Origin of the sequence: Anaeromyxobacter diazotrophicus (genome assembly GCF_013340205.1) — a bacterium.
In the GTDB taxonomy this organism is placed as follows: Bacteria; Myxococcota; Myxococcia; order Myxococcales; family Anaeromyxobacteraceae; genus Anaeromyxobacter_A; species Anaeromyxobacter_A diazotrophicus.
Genome location: NZ_BJTG01000011.1, coordinates 99,968 through 118,211 on the forward strand (window position 1 = coordinate 99,968; position 18,244 = coordinate 118,211).

The 18,244-nt window shown below is 73.3% G+C and carries 16 protein-coding genes; 7 read left to right on the forward strand and 9 right to left on the reverse strand.

What is annotated here, in order from left to right:
* Positions 1-4: 4 nt before the first annotated feature.
* From HWY08_RS19790 to HWY08_RS19815, 6 genes are read right to left on the reverse strand one after another with little or no spacing between them, the layout of a single operon-like run.
* Complete coding sequence (locus HWY08_RS19790) at positions 5-970, reverse strand: hypothetical protein (protein ID WP_176068468.1); 966 nt, start codon at positions 968-970, stop codon at positions 5-7.
* Positions 970-1,644: an MtnX-like HAD-IB family phosphatase gene (locus HWY08_RS19795; protein WP_176068470.1), complete on the reverse strand. Its 675-nt coding sequence runs from the start codon at positions 1,642-1,644 to the stop codon at positions 970-972. The genes HWY08_RS19790 and HWY08_RS19795 overlap by 1 nt, the downstream gene beginning before the upstream one ends.
* On the reverse strand, positions 1,641-2,153 hold the full coding sequence (locus HWY08_RS19800) for a GtrA family protein (RefSeq protein WP_176068472.1): 513 nt from the start codon (positions 2,151-2,153) through the stop codon (positions 1,641-1,643). Before HWY08_RS19800 ends, HWY08_RS19795 begins: the two co-directional genes overlap by 4 nt.
* Positions 2,150-2,941 carry a CDP-alcohol phosphatidyltransferase family protein gene (locus HWY08_RS19805; protein WP_176068474.1) on the reverse strand — a complete coding sequence of 264 codons (792 nt, stop codon included), beginning with the start codon at positions 2,939-2,941 and terminating at the stop codon, positions 2,150-2,152. Before HWY08_RS19805 ends, HWY08_RS19800 begins: the two co-directional genes overlap by 4 nt.
* Positions 2,942-3,000: 59 nt before the next feature.
* Positions 3,001-3,612 carry an MlaC/ttg2D family ABC transporter substrate-binding protein gene (locus HWY08_RS19810; protein WP_176068476.1) on the reverse strand — a complete coding sequence of 204 codons (612 nt, stop codon included), beginning with the start codon at positions 3,610-3,612 and terminating at the stop codon, positions 3,001-3,003.
* The gene (locus tag HWY08_RS19815) at positions 3,597-4,949 is read right to left on the reverse strand and encodes a TolC family protein (protein WP_176068478.1); all 1,353 of its coding nucleotides are present in this window, start codon (positions 4,947-4,949) and stop codon (positions 3,597-3,599) included. The genes HWY08_RS19810 and HWY08_RS19815 overlap by 16 nt, the downstream gene beginning before the upstream one ends.
* Positions 4,950-5,037: 88 nt before the next feature.
* Between HWY08_RS19815 and HWY08_RS19820 the strand changes: the two genes are divergently transcribed.
* From HWY08_RS19820 to HWY08_RS19850, 7 genes are all read left to right on the forward strand, one after another.
* Positions 5,038-6,384, forward strand: a complete 1,347-nt coding sequence (locus HWY08_RS19820) for an aspartate aminotransferase family protein (protein WP_176068480.1) — start codon at positions 5,038-5,040, stop codon at positions 6,382-6,384.
* 49 nt (positions 6,385-6,433) lie between these two features.
* Positions 6,434-7,546 carry a Gfo/Idh/MocA family protein gene (locus HWY08_RS19825; RefSeq protein ID WP_176068482.1) on the forward strand — a complete coding sequence of 371 codons (1,113 nt, stop codon included), beginning with the start codon at positions 6,434-6,436 and terminating at the stop codon, positions 7,544-7,546.
* Positions 7,543-10,107 (forward strand): MMPL family transporter, encoded by a 2,565-nt coding sequence (locus tag HWY08_RS19830; RefSeq protein WP_176068484.1) that lies wholly within the window; start codon positions 7,543-7,545, stop codon positions 10,105-10,107. Before HWY08_RS19825 ends, HWY08_RS19830 begins: the two co-directional genes overlap by 4 nt.
* Before the next feature lie 65 nt (positions 10,108-10,172).
* The gene (locus tag HWY08_RS19835) at positions 10,173-11,729 is read left to right on the forward strand and encodes an aminotransferase class I/II-fold pyridoxal phosphate-dependent enzyme (RefSeq protein WP_176068486.1); all 1,557 of its coding nucleotides are present in this window, start codon (positions 10,173-10,175) and stop codon (positions 11,727-11,729) included.
* 24 nt (positions 11,730-11,753) lie between these two features.
* Positions 11,754-12,938 (forward strand): N-acetyltransferase, encoded by a 1,185-nt coding sequence (locus HWY08_RS19840; RefSeq protein WP_176068487.1) that lies wholly within the window; start codon positions 11,754-11,756, stop codon positions 12,936-12,938.
* 1 nt (position 12,939) lies between these two features.
* A complete protein-coding gene (locus HWY08_RS19845) occupies positions 12,940-13,935 on the forward strand; it encodes an NAD-dependent epimerase/dehydratase family protein (RefSeq protein ID WP_176068488.1) in 996 nt (331 codons plus the stop codon).
* A 570-nt stretch (positions 13,936-14,505) separates the two neighbouring features.
* Positions 14,506-15,549, forward strand: a complete 1,044-nt coding sequence (locus HWY08_RS19850) for a fatty acid desaturase family protein (protein WP_176068489.1) — start codon at positions 14,506-14,508, stop codon at positions 15,547-15,549.
* Here HWY08_RS19850 and HWY08_RS19855 read toward each other — a convergent pair.
* From HWY08_RS19855 to HWY08_RS19865, 3 genes are read right to left on the reverse strand one after another with little or no spacing between them, the layout of a single operon-like run.
* The gene (locus HWY08_RS19855; protein ID WP_176068490.1) at positions 15,546-16,415 is read right to left on the reverse strand and encodes an HDOD domain-containing protein; all 870 of its coding nucleotides are present in this window, start codon (positions 16,413-16,415) and stop codon (positions 15,546-15,548) included. The genes HWY08_RS19850 and HWY08_RS19855 overlap by 4 nt on opposite strands.
* Before the next feature lie 26 nt (positions 16,416-16,441).
* The gene (locus tag HWY08_RS19860) at positions 16,442-17,614 is read right to left on the reverse strand and encodes a response regulator (protein WP_176068491.1); all 1,173 of its coding nucleotides are present in this window, start codon (positions 17,612-17,614) and stop codon (positions 16,442-16,444) included.
* A gap of 11 nt (positions 17,615-17,625) precedes the next feature.
* A complete protein-coding gene (locus HWY08_RS19865; RefSeq protein ID WP_235969719.1) occupies positions 17,626-18,078 on the reverse strand; it encodes a chemotaxis protein CheX in 453 nt (150 codons plus the stop codon).
* Positions 18,079-18,244: the final 166 nt, after the last annotated feature.

The window sequence follows — 18,244 nt, forward strand, 5'->3', positions numbered from 1 at the left end:
GCCCTCACTCGCCGGAGAGCTCGACCTCGAGGATCCCATCCATCGGCGCGCCCGCGCCCTGCTGGGCGGTGGCGCGGTAGACGTAGGTCACCGGCGAGCCGGTGAAGGGCCGCACCAGGGGGCCGAGCAGCCCGAGGTCCTCGACCGGCGCGTCGCGGTACAGCAGCCGGCCGGCGCGGAGGGTGAGCGGCGCCTCGCCCCGCACCTCCACGACGAAGCTCGTCGCTTGCCCCTCGCCGCGCCGCGCCGCGGCGAAGGCCTCCTCGTCCTGGCAGCCCTCCTCGCCGCAGGCCCAGACCGGCGCGAAGCGCCCGTCGTGCCCCTCGCGCCCGAGCACGAGCAGCGCCCGCGGGCCGCGGAGCGCGCGGAACCGGACCCAGCGGCGGGCGAGGTCCTTCGTCGGGACGGCGCTGCGGGTGTGGTCGAGGTAGAGGGCCCCGGCGACCTGCCGGGCCGCCGCGCCGGGCCGGGCGAGCGTCGCCGCGAGCGGGGCCCGGAAGAGCAGCACCTCGCTCCGGTACGGGCGGCCGTCCACCTGGAGCGCCGCCTCGCCTCCTTGCCGGCGCGGGCGCTCGGGCGTGGCGAGGCGGACCGACCCGCCGTCGAGCTTCACCTCGACGCCGCTCCCGTCCTCGCTCACCCAGGCGGCGCAGGGGCCCACCGCGAGGCGCTCGTCGCCGCCGTCGCGCCAGGTGATCTCTGACCGGGAGAAGCGCTCCTGGACGCGCCACAGCCGCCCGTCCGGGGCGACCACCAGCGCGCGGCAGATGCCCTTCGTCGAGCCGGGGCCGAGGTTCGTGAAGGAGAGGCCGGCCTGGACGTAGGTCCCGTCCTCGAGGTCGGCCACGAAGGTGAACGACTCGCCGTAGGTGCCGCGCTCGAGGAGCAGCGGCCGCAGCGCGGCCGAGGCGAGGGCGACGCCGGGCGCGGCGAGCGCGAGCGCCGCGGCGAGCGCGGCCGCGCGGCGCATCAGGCGGCCCGGGAGAGCGCCGCCACCCGCGCGATGACGGGGGCGAAGGTCTCGAACTCCTCGCACGCGATCCCCTGCTCCCCGCACCAGGCGTGGAGCCGGCCGCGGGCGAAGAGCACGTCGGCCACGCCGGCCATGCAGCGGTCGGCGTTGCCGTCGCCGACCGAGATCACCGTGTGGCCCTCCGCCTGCAGCTCCTTCACGATGGCGCCCTTGCAGGAGCCGCACTGGCCGCAGGCGCCGGGCGCCTCCGCGTAGGGGAAGGAGAGGGCGAGCCCGCCCGGCACGTGGCGCGCGCCGTTGGCGCGGATCTCGAGGCCGTCGGTGAGCGCCGCCGGGAGCTTGGTCAGCGCCGGCCGGATGTAGAGGTCGAGGCCGCCCGAGGCCAGCACGAAGCGGACGCCGCGCTGGCGGCAGGTCGCCAGCAGCTCGGCGAACCCCGGCCGGAAGCGCGCGTGGGCGAGCGCGAAGGCGCGGACCTCGTCGGGCGTGGCCGCCACCGGCTCGAAGATGCGCCGGAGCAGCTCCACGAACGAGATCTCGCCCGCGTGGAAGGCGTCGTTGGCGGCCTTCCAGCGGTCGTACCCGAGGTGCTGGATGGACAGGGCGTCGGCGAGGTCCTCCACCGTCGCGGTCCCGTCGAAGTCGCACACCACCGCCACCGAGGGCTTCACGGCCGGCCCCCCGGCGCCGCGCGCCCGGGTGCCTCGAGCGGCGCCGCGAGGCTCGCCCGGCGCTCGGCGTGGCCGAGGATGGGCCCGCCGCGGCGGTGCGCGGTGCGGAACACGTAGAGCCGGTGCAGCGGGTAGTTCCAGGCGAAGCCGACCACCAGCGAGGCGGCGATGACGCCGGGGACCGCGGGCAGGTGGAGCCCGTCGACGAGGGCGTAGGCGAGCGCCAGGTTGAGGCCGAGCGAGGTGGCCGAGACCAGCAGGTAGCGCAGCCCCTCGTGGTGCACGGCGCCCTTGGCGGCGCGGTCGAACGCCCAGTGGCGCTTCAGCGTGAAGTCCACCAGCGCGCCCAGCACCGCGCCCGCGGAGGCCGCGTACAGGTAGTGGAGCCCGGCGAGGACCAGCCCGGTGACGAGCACGTACTCGGCGCCGGAGGCGAGGGTGGAGGAGAGGTTGGCGCGCACGAAGCGGCCGATCTCGGCCACGAGCCCGCGCCGGGCGGGCGCCGTCATCGCTTCCGGAGCTCCTGGCGCGTGTACTGGGTGCGGATCCAGGCGGTCCAGTTGCCGAGCGCGCCGATCATGCCGAGCGCGAACAGGACCGGCGTGTGGTACGCGAATTCGCCCGACGGGGTGGGGCGCCACAGCTCCCACAGGGCGGAGCCGAGCGTCGAGACCGCGAGCCACACGGCGCGCTCGTGCCGCTGCATGAGCCCCATGGACGCGTCGATGCCGAACGACTCGCCCTTGGCGCGCGCGTAGCTCACCATCACCGCGCCGGCGCAGGCGGCGCAGGCGAGGAGGAAGGCCCACCCCTGGCTCCGGTAGTACCAGGCGTAGCCGAAGAACACGGCCATCTCGGCCCAGCGGTCCATCGCCGCGTCGAGCACCTCGCCCGCGTCGGAGGCGATGCCGCGCGCGCGCGCCACCGCGCCGTCGAGCGCGTCGCAGAAGGCGCCCAGGATGAGCACCCACGCGCCGAGCCCGAAGAAGCCGCCGGCGATGAGCACCGCCGCGCCCATCTGCAGGACGAGGGAGGTCCAGGAGAAGAAGTCGGGGTGGACGCCGAGGTGGATGGCGGTCCGGGTGAGCGGCCCGAACACCCACAGGCCGTACTCCATGACGTACTTGCCGAGCAGGATGCTGCCGCCCGCCTTCTCGACGCGCGCCGTGTGGGGCCGCCCCTGGATCGCGCTCTTGAGCGCGAAGGCGACGAAGGCGGCCAGGAAGCAGGCCGTCAGGACGAGCGGCCCCCAGCGCAGGGTGGGGGTCTCCAGGTAATCGAGGTAATGGTCGAGCACCGAGAGGGCTTCTACCGTTCCCGAGCGGGGTACATCAAGGGCCACCCGTCACCCCATGGTCACCGCGCCGTCGCGCCGGCCTTCGGCGCGGGTTCGCCGCCGCCCTTCTCCAGGCGCCGGATGAGGCCGTCGACGCCCTCCTTGCCGATGATGCGCGAGAAGGAGGAGCGGTAGTTCTCGACGGTGGACACGCCGTCCACCGTAATGTCGACGATCCGCCAGCCGGGCGCCTCCCGCTTCAGGGTGTAGGTGATGTCGGTGGGCTCACCCTTCACCACCACCTTGGTGGGGACCTGGACCGTCCCCTCGGGCTGCGGCGCCTCGGGCCGGTAGTCGATCTGCGTCGAGCGGTAGGCGTCGAGCTCCCCGCCGCTGGCCTTGCGGAAGCGCGACTCGAACGCGCCGATGAGCCGCCGCCGCTGCTTCTCGGGGGTCTCCGCCCAGCGCTTGCCCATGGCGGCCTGCACCATCCCCCGCAGGTCCACCGCCCGCGTCACGATGGACTCCAGGCGGCGGCGCACCTCGGGGGTCACCTGGCCGCCGGCGGGCGGCAGCGCGGCGCGGATCTCGGCGTCGCGGGCGCGGAGCGCCTCGGTGGCGGTGCCCTCGGCGGCGAGCGCTCGGCCCCCCAGCAGCAGCGCCGTCAGCGTGAGGGTCAGGGCAGCTCGCATTGCACGCCTTTCCTGGGGGCTTCGCCCGTTACCTGCGCGAGCTTCGCTCGCGCGACGTAGAGGTCATACGCAGCCTGCGCCGCCGCGACCTGGCTCTCGACGTACTGCGTGTAGGCGTCGATGAGGCTCTTCGCGTCGATGAGCCCCGCGGCGAAATCGAGCCCGGTCGAGCGGAACAGCGCCTTGCCCGAGCCAAGCGCCGCCTGGGCGGCAACGTGCCGGGCCTGCGCCGCCCTGAGCTCGGCGAGCCCGGTGTCCACCTGCACCTGTACCAGGCGGGCGAGGCCCTCGCGTTGCTGAGCCAGGGCGTCCCGCTCCGCCTGCGCCTTCTGCGCGCGGGCGGACATCATGGGCAGCGCCAGGTCCTGGCGGAAGCCGATCAGGGCGCCCAGCGAGAGGGTGTTGAACCAGTCGCTCACCCAGGGGTTGAGCTGGATGTCGCGGTTGGGCGCGTAGGAGTAGACGAACTGCGCGCCGAGGAAGAACTGCGGCTTGTTGGCGGCGCGCTCGGCCTTCACCTCCGCGTCGCGCGCCCGGATGGCGTCGCCCAGCGCGCGCAGGTCGGGCCGTTGCCGCTCGGCCGCGTCCAGCGCGGCGGCGCGGTCCGGCACGGCCGCGGCGGGCGGGTCGAGCGGCGCTTCCTGCAGCGCGAGACGCGCGGGATCGGTCCCGAGCATGGCGGCGAGGGCGACCTGCGCCAGGTCGAGGCCCTTCTGCGCCTCGGCGGCGCGCCCCTCCACGACGCCGCGGGCGAGATCCACGCGGTAGCGGTCGGCGGGCGAGACGTCCTCGTCGCCGTTCGCCATCGCCTCCTTCACGTGCTGCGCGGCCTGCGCCAGGGCACCGCGGACGTCGCCGGCGATGGCGAGGAACCGCTTCGCCAGCGCGACCCCCCACCACGTCTGCACCACCCGGAGCTGCACCTGCGAGGTCGTGTCCTGTACCAGCAGCTCGCGCGCCTCGAGGCCGGCCTGCGCCGCCTCAGACGCAGCGTCGAGGCGACCCCAGGTGTAGATCGGTTGCAGTGCCTGGATCTCGACGCGGACGAAAGGCCGGATCCCATAGAGCGACCGGTTGGTGCCGACGATCGTCTCCGGTTTGAGGAAGTCGCCACGCGCCTCGGGGGCGGGGCCGGTGAGGACGGTCGCGGTGGCCTGCGGGACGATCCTGAGCGCCCTGGCCATCGCCTCGTCCGCCTGGGCGGTGACGACGTCCGCCTGCTTGATGGCGACCTCGTCGCTGCGTGAGGCTGCGAGGCCGAGCGCGGTGTCGAGGTCGAGCGGCCCGCACGGTGGGCCGGCCGCGAAGAGGAGCGTGGCGACGATGTAGGTGGTCATCAGGGAGAGCCGGTGGCGGCGGCAAGCTACTTGGCAATGTCAGGCTTTTCAAGTAACTAGCGGCCCGCGGGGGGCTCCCAAAAAACACATGAAGAAAAAGAACGTCGTCCTCCGGACCGCCATCCCCGGCCCGCGCTCGCAGCAGATCGTCGCTCAGGAGCAGCGCCACCTCGCGCCCGGCCTGCAAGGCTTCGCGCTCTGGGCCGGCGTCGCCATGGACCACGGGCGGGGCTCCACGCTGACCGACGTCGACGGCAACACCTACGTCGACCTCATCGGCGGGATCGGCGTCAACGCGCTCGGCCACTGCCACCCGGCCTACGTGGCGGCGCTCACCGAGCAGGCGCAGCAGCTCACCGTCGGCAGCTTCACCTCGGCGCCGCGGGCGGACCTGGTGAACGACGTCTGCGGGATGGCCCCGGCCGGCCTCGACCGGCTGCAGCTCTACTCGTCGGGCGCGGAGGCGGTCGAGTCCGCGCTCCGGCTCGCCCGCCACGCCACCGGCCGGCAGGAGGTGGTCGGCTTCTGGGGCGGCTTCCACGGCAAGACCGCCGGCGCGGCCGCGCTCATGGGGTCGACCTCCAAGTACGGCCTGGGGCCGTTCCCGGCCGGCACCACCCTCGTCCCGTACGCCGACTGCTACCGCTGCCCGCTGGCCCTCGAGGAGGCGAGCTGCGGCCTGGCGTGCATCGAGCTGGCCCGCAAGGCGATGAAGGCGCAGCCGTCCGGCCCGGTGGCGGCGGTCATCGCCGAGCCGATGCAGGGCACGGCCGGCAACGTCATCCCGCCCAAGGAGTTCCTCCCGGCCATGGCCGACGCGGCCCACGAGCTGGGCGCGCTGTTCATCGCCGACGAGATGATCACCGGCTTCGGCCGGACCGGGAAGCCGTGGGGCGTGGATCACTCCGGCGCCCGCCCGGACATCGTGACGCTCGGCAAGGGGTTCGGCTCCGGCTTCCCCATCGCCGGCGTGCTCACCCGCGACGCCATCTCGCAGGCGAAGCCCTGGGCGAACCCCTCGGGCGCCTCCTCCAGCTACGGCGGCAACGCGCTGGCCGCGGCGGCGGCGCGCGCGTCGGTGCGCACCATCCGTGACCAGAAGCTGTGGGAGAACGCCGAGAAGGTCGGCGCGGCCATGCTCGCGGAGCTGCGCCGGATGCAGGAGCGGCACCCCTTCATCGGCCAGGTCCGCGGAGCGGGCCTGTTCCTCGCCATCGAGATGGTGAAGGACCGCAAGACCAAGGAGCCGGTCGACACGGCGGTCATGAAGGACGTCTACCAGCGGTGCGTGCGGCGGGGGCTCCTCGCCATGACCTACAGCCCCCACATCCGCCTCCAGCCGGCGCTCACGATCGACGAGGACACGGCGCTCGAGGGATTGTCCCTGCTCGACGAGGCGTTCCGGGAGCTGGACGAGAGCGGCCGCTGGCGGTGATCCGCCGGATCGGATCGCGGGCTCCGGACCCCGGAGCAGAGAGGAAGCGATGACCCCCACTCACGGCCCGCGCCTGCGCGGCGCCCTCATCGGCTATGGCTTCATCGGCGCGCAGGGGCACGTCCCGGCGTACCTGAAGCGGAGCGACGTCGAGCTCGTGGCGGTGGCCGACATCTGCCCGGCCCGCCGGGCGCTCGTCGCGGCGCAGCTCCCCCGGGCGCGCGTCTACGAGTCGGCCGACGCGCTGCTCGCCGCCGAGCAGGGCCGGATCGACTTCGTCGACGTGGCCACCCCGCCGAGCGAGCACGCGCGCCTCGCGCTGCGCGCGCTCGACCTCGGCCTGCACGTATTGTGCGAGAAGCCGCTCGCCACGCGCCTCGCCGACGCGGCGGCGCTGCTCGAGAAGGCGCGCTCGGCCAGGCGGGTGCTCTTCCCCTGCCACAACTACAAGCACGCGCCGGTGGTGACCGCCATCCGGGAGGTGATCCGCTCCGGCCGGATCGGCAAGGTCCGGGCGGTGTCGCTCTCGACCTTCCGCAACACCCACGCCAAGGGCGTCACCGAGTGGAACACCCACTGGCGGCGCGAGGTGCGCCACTCCGGCGGCGGCATCGCCATGGACCACGGCAGCCACACCTTCTACCTGACGTTCGACTGGATGGACGCCTGGCCGACCGCGGTGACGGCCAAGCTGACCAACCAGGAGCCGTCCAAGTGGGACACCGAGGACAACTTCTCGGCCGTGCTCACCTTCCCCACCGGCCTCGCCGACGTGCACCTCACCTGGACGGCCGGCGTGCGCAAGGTCATCTACAACGTGCAGGGGGAGCGCGGCGCCCTCACCGTGGACGACGACGACCTCCAGATCGCCGTGATGCGGCGCACCGACGGCCCGGACGTGGCGCAGGGCGCGGTCACCTGGGACGTGGAGCGCCGGACCATCGCCTCCGACTGGATGGACGCCAGCCACACCCGCTGGTTCAACGCCATGTTCGACCAGTTCCTGGCGGCGGTGGCGAGCGACGACTTCGCCGGCAAGGAGGCGCAGGACGCCTACCGGTGCATCGAGATCATCACCACGGCCTACCGCTCGTCGGCCGAGGGCTGCCGGGAGCTGCCGCTCGCCGGCGTGCCGCCGGGCGGCGCCGGGGCGCCGCGGTGAACGATCGCGATCTCCCCGGGGCCGGCGGCGCGGTGCGCGCCGGGCCGGGGGCGCCCGGGCCGCGGCGGGAGCCCGGGCAGCCGGGCCCGTGCTGCCGCGCGCTCGTCCCGTGGCTCGTGCGCGAGCGGCGGGTGGTGCTGCTCCTCGCGCTGCTCGCCTTCGTCCTCGGGTCGATCTACGCGGTCCGCCTCTACTCGAACCTGCGGTCCGGGTTCGAGGAGCTGCTCCCCGACAACGCGGCCAGCGTCAAGGTGGCGCGCACCGTGGCGAAGAAGCTCCACAACGTCACCCACCTCTCGGTCGTGTTCGAGGGGAAGGACGGCGACGCCCTGGAGCGGCTGGCCGACGACCTGGCCCGGCGCCTCCGCACGCTGCCCGGCGACATCGTGGACCGGGTCGAGTACCGCACCGACGAGCAGGAGGCCTTCTTCCGCCGCTTCGGCGGCCTGTACCTGTCGAACGAGGACCTGGCCGAGATCCAGCGCCGGCTCGACGCTCGCGTCGCGTGGGAGAAGCAGAAGCAGAACCCGTTCCTCGGCCTGCTCGGCGAGGACACGCGCGAGCTCGGCCCCGAGCCGTCGCTCGACTTCTCCGACATCGAGCGGAAGTACGGCGCGGTGACCGGGGCGCTGGCGCAGTTCCGGAACGGCTACTTCCAGACCCCCGACGGCAAGCTCCTCGTGATGCTGGTGCGGCCGCCCGAGTCGGCCACCGGCCTCGCCGCGAACCAGCGCGTGCTCGACGCGGTGAAGCGCGAGGTGGAGGCGCTCCAGCCGACCCGGTACGACCCCGCGGTGCGCGTCGGCTACGACGGCGAGGTGGGCACGCTGGTCGAGGAGCAGGCGGCGCTCGAGGCCGACCTCGTCTCCTCGACGGTGGTGGTGCTGGTCCTGGTGCTGGCCGTCCTCTACGTGTACTTCCGGCGCTGGACGGCCATCCTCTCGATCCTGGGCGCGCTGGCGGTCGGCTGCGCGCTCACGTTCGGGCTCTCCTGGGTCCTGGTCGGCTACCTCAACGCCAACACCGCCTTCCTCGGCTCGATCGTGGTCGGGAACGGCATCAACGTCTCGATCATCTTCGTGGCGCGCTTCCTGGAGGAGCGGCGGCGCGGCCTCCCGCTGGTGGAGGCGATGCAGGTGACCTGGGCCGGGACGCTGGCCGCCACCTTCGTCGCCTCGTTCGGCGCCGGGCTCGCGTACCTGTCGCTCGCCGTGACCGACTTCCGCGGGTTCAGCCAGTTCGGGGTCATCGGCGGCCTCGGCATGGCGATCTGCTGGGCCGTGGCCTACCTGACGCTGCCGGCGCTCCTGGCGGCGCTCGACTCGCGCAGCAAGCGGGCCGTCGACCCGGGGCAGCGCTCGATCGTCGGCGTGCTGGTGAACCGGATCGACACCCGGCACGGCCGGCTGGTGCGGGTGGTCTCCCTGGCGCTGGCGGCGGTCGCGCTGGCGGGCGTCGCGACCTACCGCGGCGAGATCATCGAGTACGACCTCGACCAGCTCCGGGCCGCCAAGAGCGCGCGCGAGGGGGCGCAGTACTGGGGCGGCAAGGTGGACCAGGTCTTCAAGGCCTACCTCACGCCCATCATGATCCGCGCCGACAGCCCGGAGGAGCTGAAGAAGGTGGTGGCGGAGCTCGACCGCGAGCGCGCCCGGCGCGGCCCGGCCGACCCCATCCGCGAGGTGCGCACCCTCGAGACGGTGGTGCCGCCGGACCAGGAGCAGAAGCTCCCGCGGCTGCGGCGCCTCCGCGAGTCGCTCAGCGACGCGCGCCTCGCCCAGCTCGACCCGGAGGTGCGGCGCAAGGCGCTCCTCTTCCGCCCGCCGCCCGACCCGCGGCCGGTCACGATCGACGACCTGCCGCTCACGTTCCGGCTGCCGCTCGTGGAGCGCGACGGGACCACCGGCCACATCGGCCTCGCCTTCCCGAAGCGCGTCGGCTGGATGAGCGCCCGCGAGACGCAGGACATCGTGGACCTCATCCGCGGCGCGATCGCGCGCGCCGGCGGCCACGCCCAGGCGGTCGGGCAGCCGCTGCTCTTCGCCGACATCGCGCGGGCCATCGTGCGCGACGGGCCCAAGGCCACCGCGCTCGCCTTCGCGGCGGTGGTGCTGCTGGTGTTCGCCGCCATGCGGCGCCTGCGGCCCGCGCTGCTGGTGCTGGGGAGCCTGGTGCTCGGCGTGGTCTGGCTGGTGGGGCTCGCCGCCTGGGCCCGGGTGAAGCTCAACTTCCTCAACTTCGTGGTGTTCCCCATCACCTTCGGGATCGGCGTGGACTACGCCGTCAACATCGTCCAGCGCTGGCGCCTCGAAGGGCCCGACTCGCTCCACCGCGTGCTGCGGGAGACAGGTGGCGCGGTCGGGCTGTGCTCGCTCACCACCATCATCGGCTACGCCTCCCTCCTCGTCGCCGACAACCGCGCGCTGCGCGGCTTCGGCCTGCTCGCCTCGGTCGGCGAGCTCGCCTGCGTCACCGCCGCGCTGCTGGCGCTGCCGGCGTGGCTCCTCCGTCCGCGGGAGGCGGGCGGCACACCTACACCCACCGACCGGCCCCGCACTTGACGCGCCCCGCCAGGGCCGGTACCTAGCTCGTTCGACAGCCGCAGGCGCGGAGAACAGAAGAGAAGATGGCCGACCTTTTCGAGAAGTGCGCGCAGTGGAAGCAGGTCCAGCTCATCAAGCTGGCCGGGCACTATCCGTACTTCCGCGTCATCGAGCAGCACGACGGCACGGAGGTGGTCATCGGCGGCAAGCGCCTGATCATGGCCTGCTCCAACAACTACCTGGGGTTGGCGCAGGACCCGCGCGTGCGCGAGGCGGCGGCGCAGGCGGCCCGCGACTGGGGCTCGTCCACCTGCGGCTCGCGGCTCGCCAACGGCACCCTGGCGCTGCACGACGAGCTCGACCAGAAGCTGGCGGCCTTCCTCGGCAAGGAGGCGGCCGCCACCTTCTCGACCGGCTTCACCACCAACCTCGGGACCATCTCGGCGCTGGTGGAGCGGCACGACCTCGTCTACGCCGACCGCCAGGTGCACGGCTCCATCGTCGAGGGCATCCACGCCTGCTACGGCGAGGCGAAGCGCTTCCGCCACAACAACATGGAGGACCTCGAGCGGCACCTCGTCGCCGCGCCGCGCGAGGCGGGCAAGCTCATCGTGGTGGACGGGGTCTACTCGGCCGAGGGCGACCTGGCCGACCTGCCCCGCATCGTGGAGCTCAAGAAGAAGCACGGCGCCCGCCTGATGGTGGACGAGGCGCACGGCCTCGGCGTCATGGGCCGGAACGGCCGCGGCACCGGCGAGCACTTCGGGGTCCACGAAGACGTCGACCTCATCATGAGCACCTTCTCGAAGTCGCTCGCCTCCATCGGCGGCGTCATCGCGGGGCGCGCCGACGTCATCAACTGGGTGAAGCACAAGGCCCGGTCCATGATCTTCCAGGCCTCGATGGTGCCCTCCGCCGCGGCGGGCGCGCTCAAGGCGCTCGAGATCATCCAGCAGGAGCCGGAGCGGCGCGAGCGGCTGTGGGACATCTCGGAGCGCGTCCACCGCGAGCTCCGCCTCATGGGCTTCGACACCCGCCCCTCGGTCACGCCGGTGGTGCCCATCGCGGTCGGCGATCAGGCCCTCAACTTCATCTTCTGGCGCAAGCTCACCGACGCCGGCCTGTTCGTCTCCCCCTTCACCAAGCCGGCCGTCGAGCGCGACTGCGTCCGCGCCGTCTTCATGGCGACGCACACCGACGAGCAGGTCGAGCGCGCGCTCGAGATCTTCCAGCGCTGCGGCCGGGAGGTGGGCATCATCCCGTACGAGCGCCCGCACACCCGCGTCGAGGTGAAGATGGCGCGCCCGGGCGCGGACGGCTTCACCTCCTCCTCGGAGGACGCGGTCGCGACCGCCGCCCGCGCCGAGCAGGCGGAGCCGCTCGAGCTGGGCGCCATCCTGCGCAACCACGCCGACTCGCTGCGCCAGCGGCTGGACGACGCCGCCGAGCTCCTCACCTGGCGCGCCCTCAACACCGACGGCGACGACGTCCGCCGGCTGGCGCAGCTGCCGGAGCGCATCTGGACGCAGCGGCACCGCATCCAGAACAAGCTGCTCTCGATGGGCATGAACTGGATGAGCCGCCGCGGGCCGCGCCGGGGCGCCGAAGCGTCCGACGCGACCGAAGCCGACGGCCGCTGAGCTCAGGAAGAGAGAAGAGAGACCATGACCACCGCCGTGAAGCCCTCCCTCGCCGCCACGCCCGGCGCCAGCGCCAGCGGGAGCGTCGAGGTGACCCGCGTCGTCGACGCGCTGGAGCGGGACCGCTTCATCAAGTTCCCCTGGAAGATCTACCAGGACGACCTGCACTGGGTGCCGCCGCTCCTCATGGAGCGGCACGAGTTCCTCGACCCGCGCGGGAACCCGTTCTTCCAGCACGCCGACGTGGCGCTGTTCCTGGCCCGCCGCGGCGGGGAGGTGGTGGGCCGCATCGCCGCCGTCGAGGACCGCAACTTCAACGCCTTCCACAAGAGCAAGACCGCCTACTTCGGCCTGTTCGAGTGCGTGAACGACCAGGGCGTGGCCGCCGCGCTCGTCGGGGCCGCCAAGGACTGGGCGCGCTGGCGCGGGCTCGACGGGATCCTCGGGCCGATGAACCTCTCGACCAACTACGAGATCGGCCTGCTGGTGGAGGGGTTCGACTCCGACCCCTACATCCAGATGACCTACAACCCCCGCTACTACGGGGAGCTGCTCGAGGGGTGCGGGCTCAAGAAGGCGAAGGACCTCTACGCCTGGGAGCGCACCGCGAAGACGCCGCCGCCGGAGCGCTTCGCCCGCATCGCCGACAAGATCCGCCAGCACGAGAACATCGTCGTCCGCAGCGTCAACATGCGCGACTTCGACGCGGAGCTGGAGCGCTTCAAGGAGATCTACAACTCCGCCTGGGACAAGAACTGGGGCTTCGTCCCCATGACGGACGGCGAGATCGACAAGATCGCGAAGGACCTCAAGCACCTCATCGTGCCGGACCTCTGCATCTTCGCGGAGTGCGACGGCGAGCCCATCGCGGCCGCGCTGACCGTCCCGGACTGGAACCAGGCGCTCAAGAAGCTCGACGGGCGGCTGACGCGGTTCGGCCTGCCCATCGGCCTCGCCAAGCTGCTGTGGCACTCGCGGAACATCGACCGCGTGCGCCTCATGGCGCTGGGCGTGAAGGCGGGCTGGCGGCGCCGCGGGCTCGACGCGGTGCTGGTGGTGGAGACCATCCGGCGCACCCAGCAGCTCGGGTACGAGGGCGGCGAGATCTCCTGGACGCTCGAGGACAACGACCTCGTCAACCGCGCCATCGAGGCGTGCGGCTGCACCCGCACCAAGCTCTACCGCATGTACGAGGCGCCCACCGGGTAGCGTGCGGGTCCTCGTCACCGGCGCGACGGGCTTCATCGGCGGCGCGCTGACCGCGCTCCTCGCCGCCCGCGGCGACCGGGTGCGGGCGCTGGTGCGCCCGAGCTCCCGGACCGAGGCGCTCTCCGCCCTGGGCGCCGAGCTGGCGCAGGGCGACGTGGGCGACCCGGCCTCGCTGCTGGCGGCGGTGGAGGGCTGCGACGCGGTGATCCACCTGGCGGGGGCCGTGAAGGCGCTCCGCGACCGCGAGCTCTTCCAGGCGAACGGCGAGGGCACCCGGCACGTGGTCGCCGCGTGCGCCGCGTCCGCGGCCCGCCCGCGCCTCGTCTACGTCTCCTCGCTGGCCGCGGCGGGCCCGGCGACCGCCGGCCGCGCGCGCGTCGAGGACGACCCGCCGGCGCCGGTGAGCCGCTACGGCGAGAGCAAGCTCCTGGGAGAGCGCGCCGTCCGGCTGGCGGCCGGGAAGGTGGCCGCGAGCATCGTGCGCCCGCCGGTGGTCTACGGCCCGGGCGACAAGGAGCTCATGCCCCAGCTCCTGCGGATGGCGCGCCTGGGCCTGGTGGTGCGCGCGGGCTTCCAGCAGAAGACCTTCAGCGTCGTGCACGTGGCCGACCTGGGCCAGGGCATCCTGGACGTCCTCGACCGCGGGCGCCCGGTGGGCGAGGCGGGCGGGGAGGGCACCTACTTCTTCGAGGACGGCGCCGACCGCTCCTGGGACGAGATCGCGCTCGCCGCCTGCGACGCGCTGGGCCGGCGCGCCCGCGTGCTGGCCTTGCCGGAGGCGGTGAGCGCCGCCGCCGCGGCGGCCTCCTCCGCCCTGGCGGCCGTGACGCGCCGCGCCTCCATCCTCTCCCTCGACAAGCTCCGCGAGATGCGCCAGTCCGCCTGGACCTGCAGCGCGGCCCGCGCCCGCGCCGAGCTGGGCTGGTCCCCCCGCTTCCCGCTCCCCGAGGGGATGGCGGACGCGGTGCGCTGGTTCCAGGCGCGCGGCCTAGCCTAGCCGCGGTCGCGGCTCGCGCTCGCGGCTCGCGGCTCGAGGTCGAGGTCGAGGTCGAGGTCGAGGTCGCGGTCGAGGTTCGCGATCCCCTGTGCTCCGCGAGTCCTGCCCCCGCCGCCCCGCGCCCGCGCGCGCGTCGGCGCCCGTGCTCCGCGCCGCCCCAAGGGTGCCCTTGGCCGGAACGCGCACGTGGTCCGCGAGACGCGGCTGCGGAATCTTGCACCGCGGCGCGGGCGCGCCGCGGTGCTTCGGTCAGTCCTCGCCGCGGGCGAGGTCCTGGTGGGCGCGTTCCGGCGAACTTGGCACCGGGGGCGGCGCTCCGCAATGGCGCCTCGTGCGCGCGCGGGCGCGGTGCGGCAGCGGCCGGGGGCTGCGTGCCTAGGGCGACGTGCCCCAGGGTTCACCGTCCGAGCGCGCGCGGCATGTGCTTCACCCGGACCGCGAGCGCCCCTCTCGCCGTCGCCGTCGCGGTCGCGGTCGCGGCTCGAGGTCGAGATCGAGGTCGAGGTCGAGGTCGAGGTCGTCCCCCTCTCCCTTGCGCCCCCCTCGCCCCGCCGCTAGTTCCCCCTCGTGATGCCCGCGCCCGCCTCCGCGCCCGCGCCGCCCTCGGAAGGCGCCGCGTTCGTCCGTCAGGCGTACGCCCTCGTCGCCGACCTCGCGGCTCCGCGCCCCGGCGTCTACTACGCCGACCTCCTGCTGAGCTCCCTCGTGGGTTGGGCCGCGCTGGTGCTCGGCGCCCGCGCCTGGCCGGCGGCGGGCGCCTGGGTGCTCCTCGCCGTCTCGGCGCTCGCCCTCTACCGCGCCGGGAGCTTCATCCACGAGCTCACCCACCTGCGCCGGGGCGCCGTGGCGGGGCTCTCGCCCGTCTGGAACGCGCTCGTCGGCGTCCCGCTCCTGCTGCCCTCCTTCCTCTACGTCGGGGTGCACGGGGTGCACCACGCCAAGCCGCACTACGGCACGGTGCGCGACCCCGAGTACCTGCGGCTGACGGGCTGGCCGCGCTGGAAGATCCTCCTGTGGGTGGCGCAGGGGGCGCTGCTGCCGGTGGCGCTGGGGCTGCGCTTCCTGCTGCTGGCGCCGCTGTCGCTCGTCCACCCGCGGCTGCGCAGGCTGGTCTGGGAGAAGGCCTCCTCGCTCAGCGTCAACCCGGCCTTCAGCCGCGCGCCGCCGCCGGCCTCGCTGCGCGCCGGCTTCGCGGCGCAGGAGGCGCTCTGCGCGGGCTGGGCGTGGGCGGTGGTGCTGCTCGCCGCGCTTGGCGCGCTGCCGGCGCGCTATCCGCTGGCGGCGGCGGTGGTGGCGGGGGCGGTGGGGCTCCTGAACCAGCTCCGGACCGCGGTGGCGCACCGCTTCGCGAACGACGGGCGCACGCTCGACATGGAGGCGCAGTTCCTCGACTCGGTCAACGTGCCGGGGAGCCCGCTCGCCACCGCGCTGTGGGCGCCGGTCGGGCTGCGCTACCACGCGCTGCACCACCTCTTGCCGGGGCTGCCCTACCACGCGCTGGGCGCGGCGCACCGGCGCCTCGCGGCGGGGCTCCCGCCGGCGTCGCCGTACCTTCGGGCGTGCGAGCCCAGCCTGGCGGCGGCGTACCGCCGCCTGGGCCGCCCGGTCGGCTAGTCGAACATCCCGGTCACCCGGTCCTTGAGCCCCTTGGTGAGCGTCTTGAGGACGTCGTCGTTCACGCCGATGAGGGAGCGGCCGATCATGACGATGGCGTCGACGTCCTCGGGGTCGAACGTCCCCACGTAGACGCCGCTCTTCTTGGCCAGCGCGTTCGCGAACACCACCGCGTTCACGAGCGAGGCGCGGTCGGCGTTGTCGTAGTCGAGGTCCTGTTGCAGGCAGCGCGCGATGCCCTCGGGGAGCTGCCACTTCTCGGCCAGCGCCAGCCCGACCGGGCGGTGCGTGCGGGCGATCACCTCCACCCACTCGGCGCAGGGGATCCACCCGCGGTTGTACAGCTCAGTCGTCTGCCGCTCGGCCTCGAGCAGGACCGACGCCACCACCGGCTTCCCGATGTCGTGGAGGAGGCCGGCGAGGTAGGCCGCCTCCGAGTCGGCGTGCCCGGAGAGCGCCAGCACGTCGCGGGCGAGCGTCGCCACCGCCACCGAGTGCTCCCAGGTGCGGCGCAGCGCGTTCGCGATCTCGCCGTCGCGCGACACGAAGACCTTCTGCGCGCTCGCCTCCACCAGCAGCGCCTTCACGCCGCGCGGACCGAGCTTGTTCACCACCTCGGAGAGCGTGGTCTTCTTCTGGCCGCCGGCGCCCTTGGTGCCGGCCGCCGCGCGCAGCGAGCGCGCCGCCAGGAAGGCGTCCTGCTCCAGGATCTCGGGCGCGCGCTTCAGGGCGGCCTGGTCGCCCTCGCGCAGGACCTCCTGCACCCGCTGCACGACCGCCGGGATGGTGGGCACGACCAGCTGGTCGGCCTGGATCCGCTTGACCAGGATGCCGTGCAGCTCGGTCGCCAGCTTCTCGGCGGACATGGTCCTCGCGTTCCCCGGCGCGCCCGTCAGGCCGCGGCGGCCGCCCGGGCCTCCTGGACGGAAGCGAAGTACTTCATCCCGCTGGTCTCCTCGAAGGAGGCGAGCACCTTCTTGATCTCGGCCGGGCCGACCACGGTCATGGTCATCCCGACCTCCTTCGCCTGGCCGGCCACCGACACGAGCAGCTTGGGGAGCCGGTCGCCCTGCGTCGGCACCTGCGCCAGGTCGAGGACGACCTCCTCGTAGCAGGCGGAGGCGACCTTGTTGAGCACGCCCGGGAAGAGCTGCGCCAGGCGGGCGAAGTAGCGGTCCAGGCGCTCGGGCTTTCCGAGGAAGGGCGCCACCTTGAGCAGGTTGTCCTCGCTGGTCAGGAACTCCTGGTTGTCGAAGTACTGCACCAGGAAGTCGTCCACGTGGTCCTGCGTGAACGGCTTGTAGAGCACGTCGCCGAAGCCCTGGTCGCGCAGCTCCTTCGACTGCTCGGGGGCGTTGGTGCGCAGCGCCAGGGCGACGAAGGCGGCGTGCGGCTGGAGCACCTTGATCTGCTGCGCCAGCACCGCGCTGTTCACGTCGGGGATCTCGGTGTCGACCAGCACCACCCGGTAGACCTTCTCGCGGGCGCTGGCCAGCGCCGACTGCGCGCTCGTGAACCCGTTCATGCCGAGGTGGTTCGGCAGCATGCCGCGCAGGCGCTTGTGGACGTTCTCCATGTCGTCCACCACCATCACGTCGCAGAACTGCTTGGCGGCGCCCTCGCGGGGGGCCGGGGCCGAGGGCGAGATGCCGGCCGCGGGCGCGCCGCCCGGCTGGTCGCTCGCCACCACGTCCTCCACGCCGCCGCCGCCCTGGAGGACGCTCAGGATCTTGTTGCGCAGCTCCTCGGGCTTGAAGGGCTTCAGGATGTAGTCGGTGATGCCCGACTTCATGGCCCCGGCGATGATGGACCGCTTCGACTCCGAGGTGAGCATGATGACGGGGGTGAGGTTGCCCGCGTCGCGCATCTTGCCCAGCATGGTCGGGCCGTCCATGTTCGGCATCGTCACGTCGAGGATGACGAGGTCGAACTGGCACTCGCCCAGCTTCGCGAGGCCCTGGACGCCGTCCTCCGCCTCGACCACCTCGAAGCCGAGGTCCTTGACCTGCTTCGAGACGATGGTGCGGACGGCGCGGCTGTCGTCGACGGTGAGAACGGTCGGCATGGAAGCTCCTCCTACGACGAGGCGACGCCCTCGTAGATCCAGAGGGCGAGCCCGAGGGCGTCGGCCTTGAGCACGATCACCTGCGGGCTGGCGGACGGCACCGCCGGCGCGCTGGGGCCCGCGAGGATCTTCGGTAGGCCGAGCGCCTGGTTGAGGGACATGACGCTCTTGAGGAGCCCGGCCGTCATGTTGACGAGCTCGCACAGCGCGTCGTTCATCATGTTCTGATCCACCTGCTCGGTGGGGCAGGCGAACATGGCCGCGGACAGCTTCGAGCAGCCGTGCTGGTCGCTCGAGAGGCCCACCGTGAGCGGCCGCTCGCCGGCGATGGGGAGCACCGCCGTCCGCCACGTCAGCTGCTCGTGGTGCTTGGACGCGTCCGGCACGAAGGTGAAGCCGAGCATGGTCTGGGTGACGCCCGAGACCAGGGCGGCCATCTTTTCCGGAGGGGGAAGGGGGGTCATGTGCGTGTGGGCTCCCGCGTGACGCCCGCAGCGGTCGTGCAAGGCGCAAGCCCGACCCGCGATCCCGCGGAAAGCCCGTCGCTTCGCACGTCGGGCCGCCCGCGGTGGTGGCGCGCCGCCGTCCCGGGGGTCCACGGCACCCGCACCCGCGACCCGCGCCCCGGGG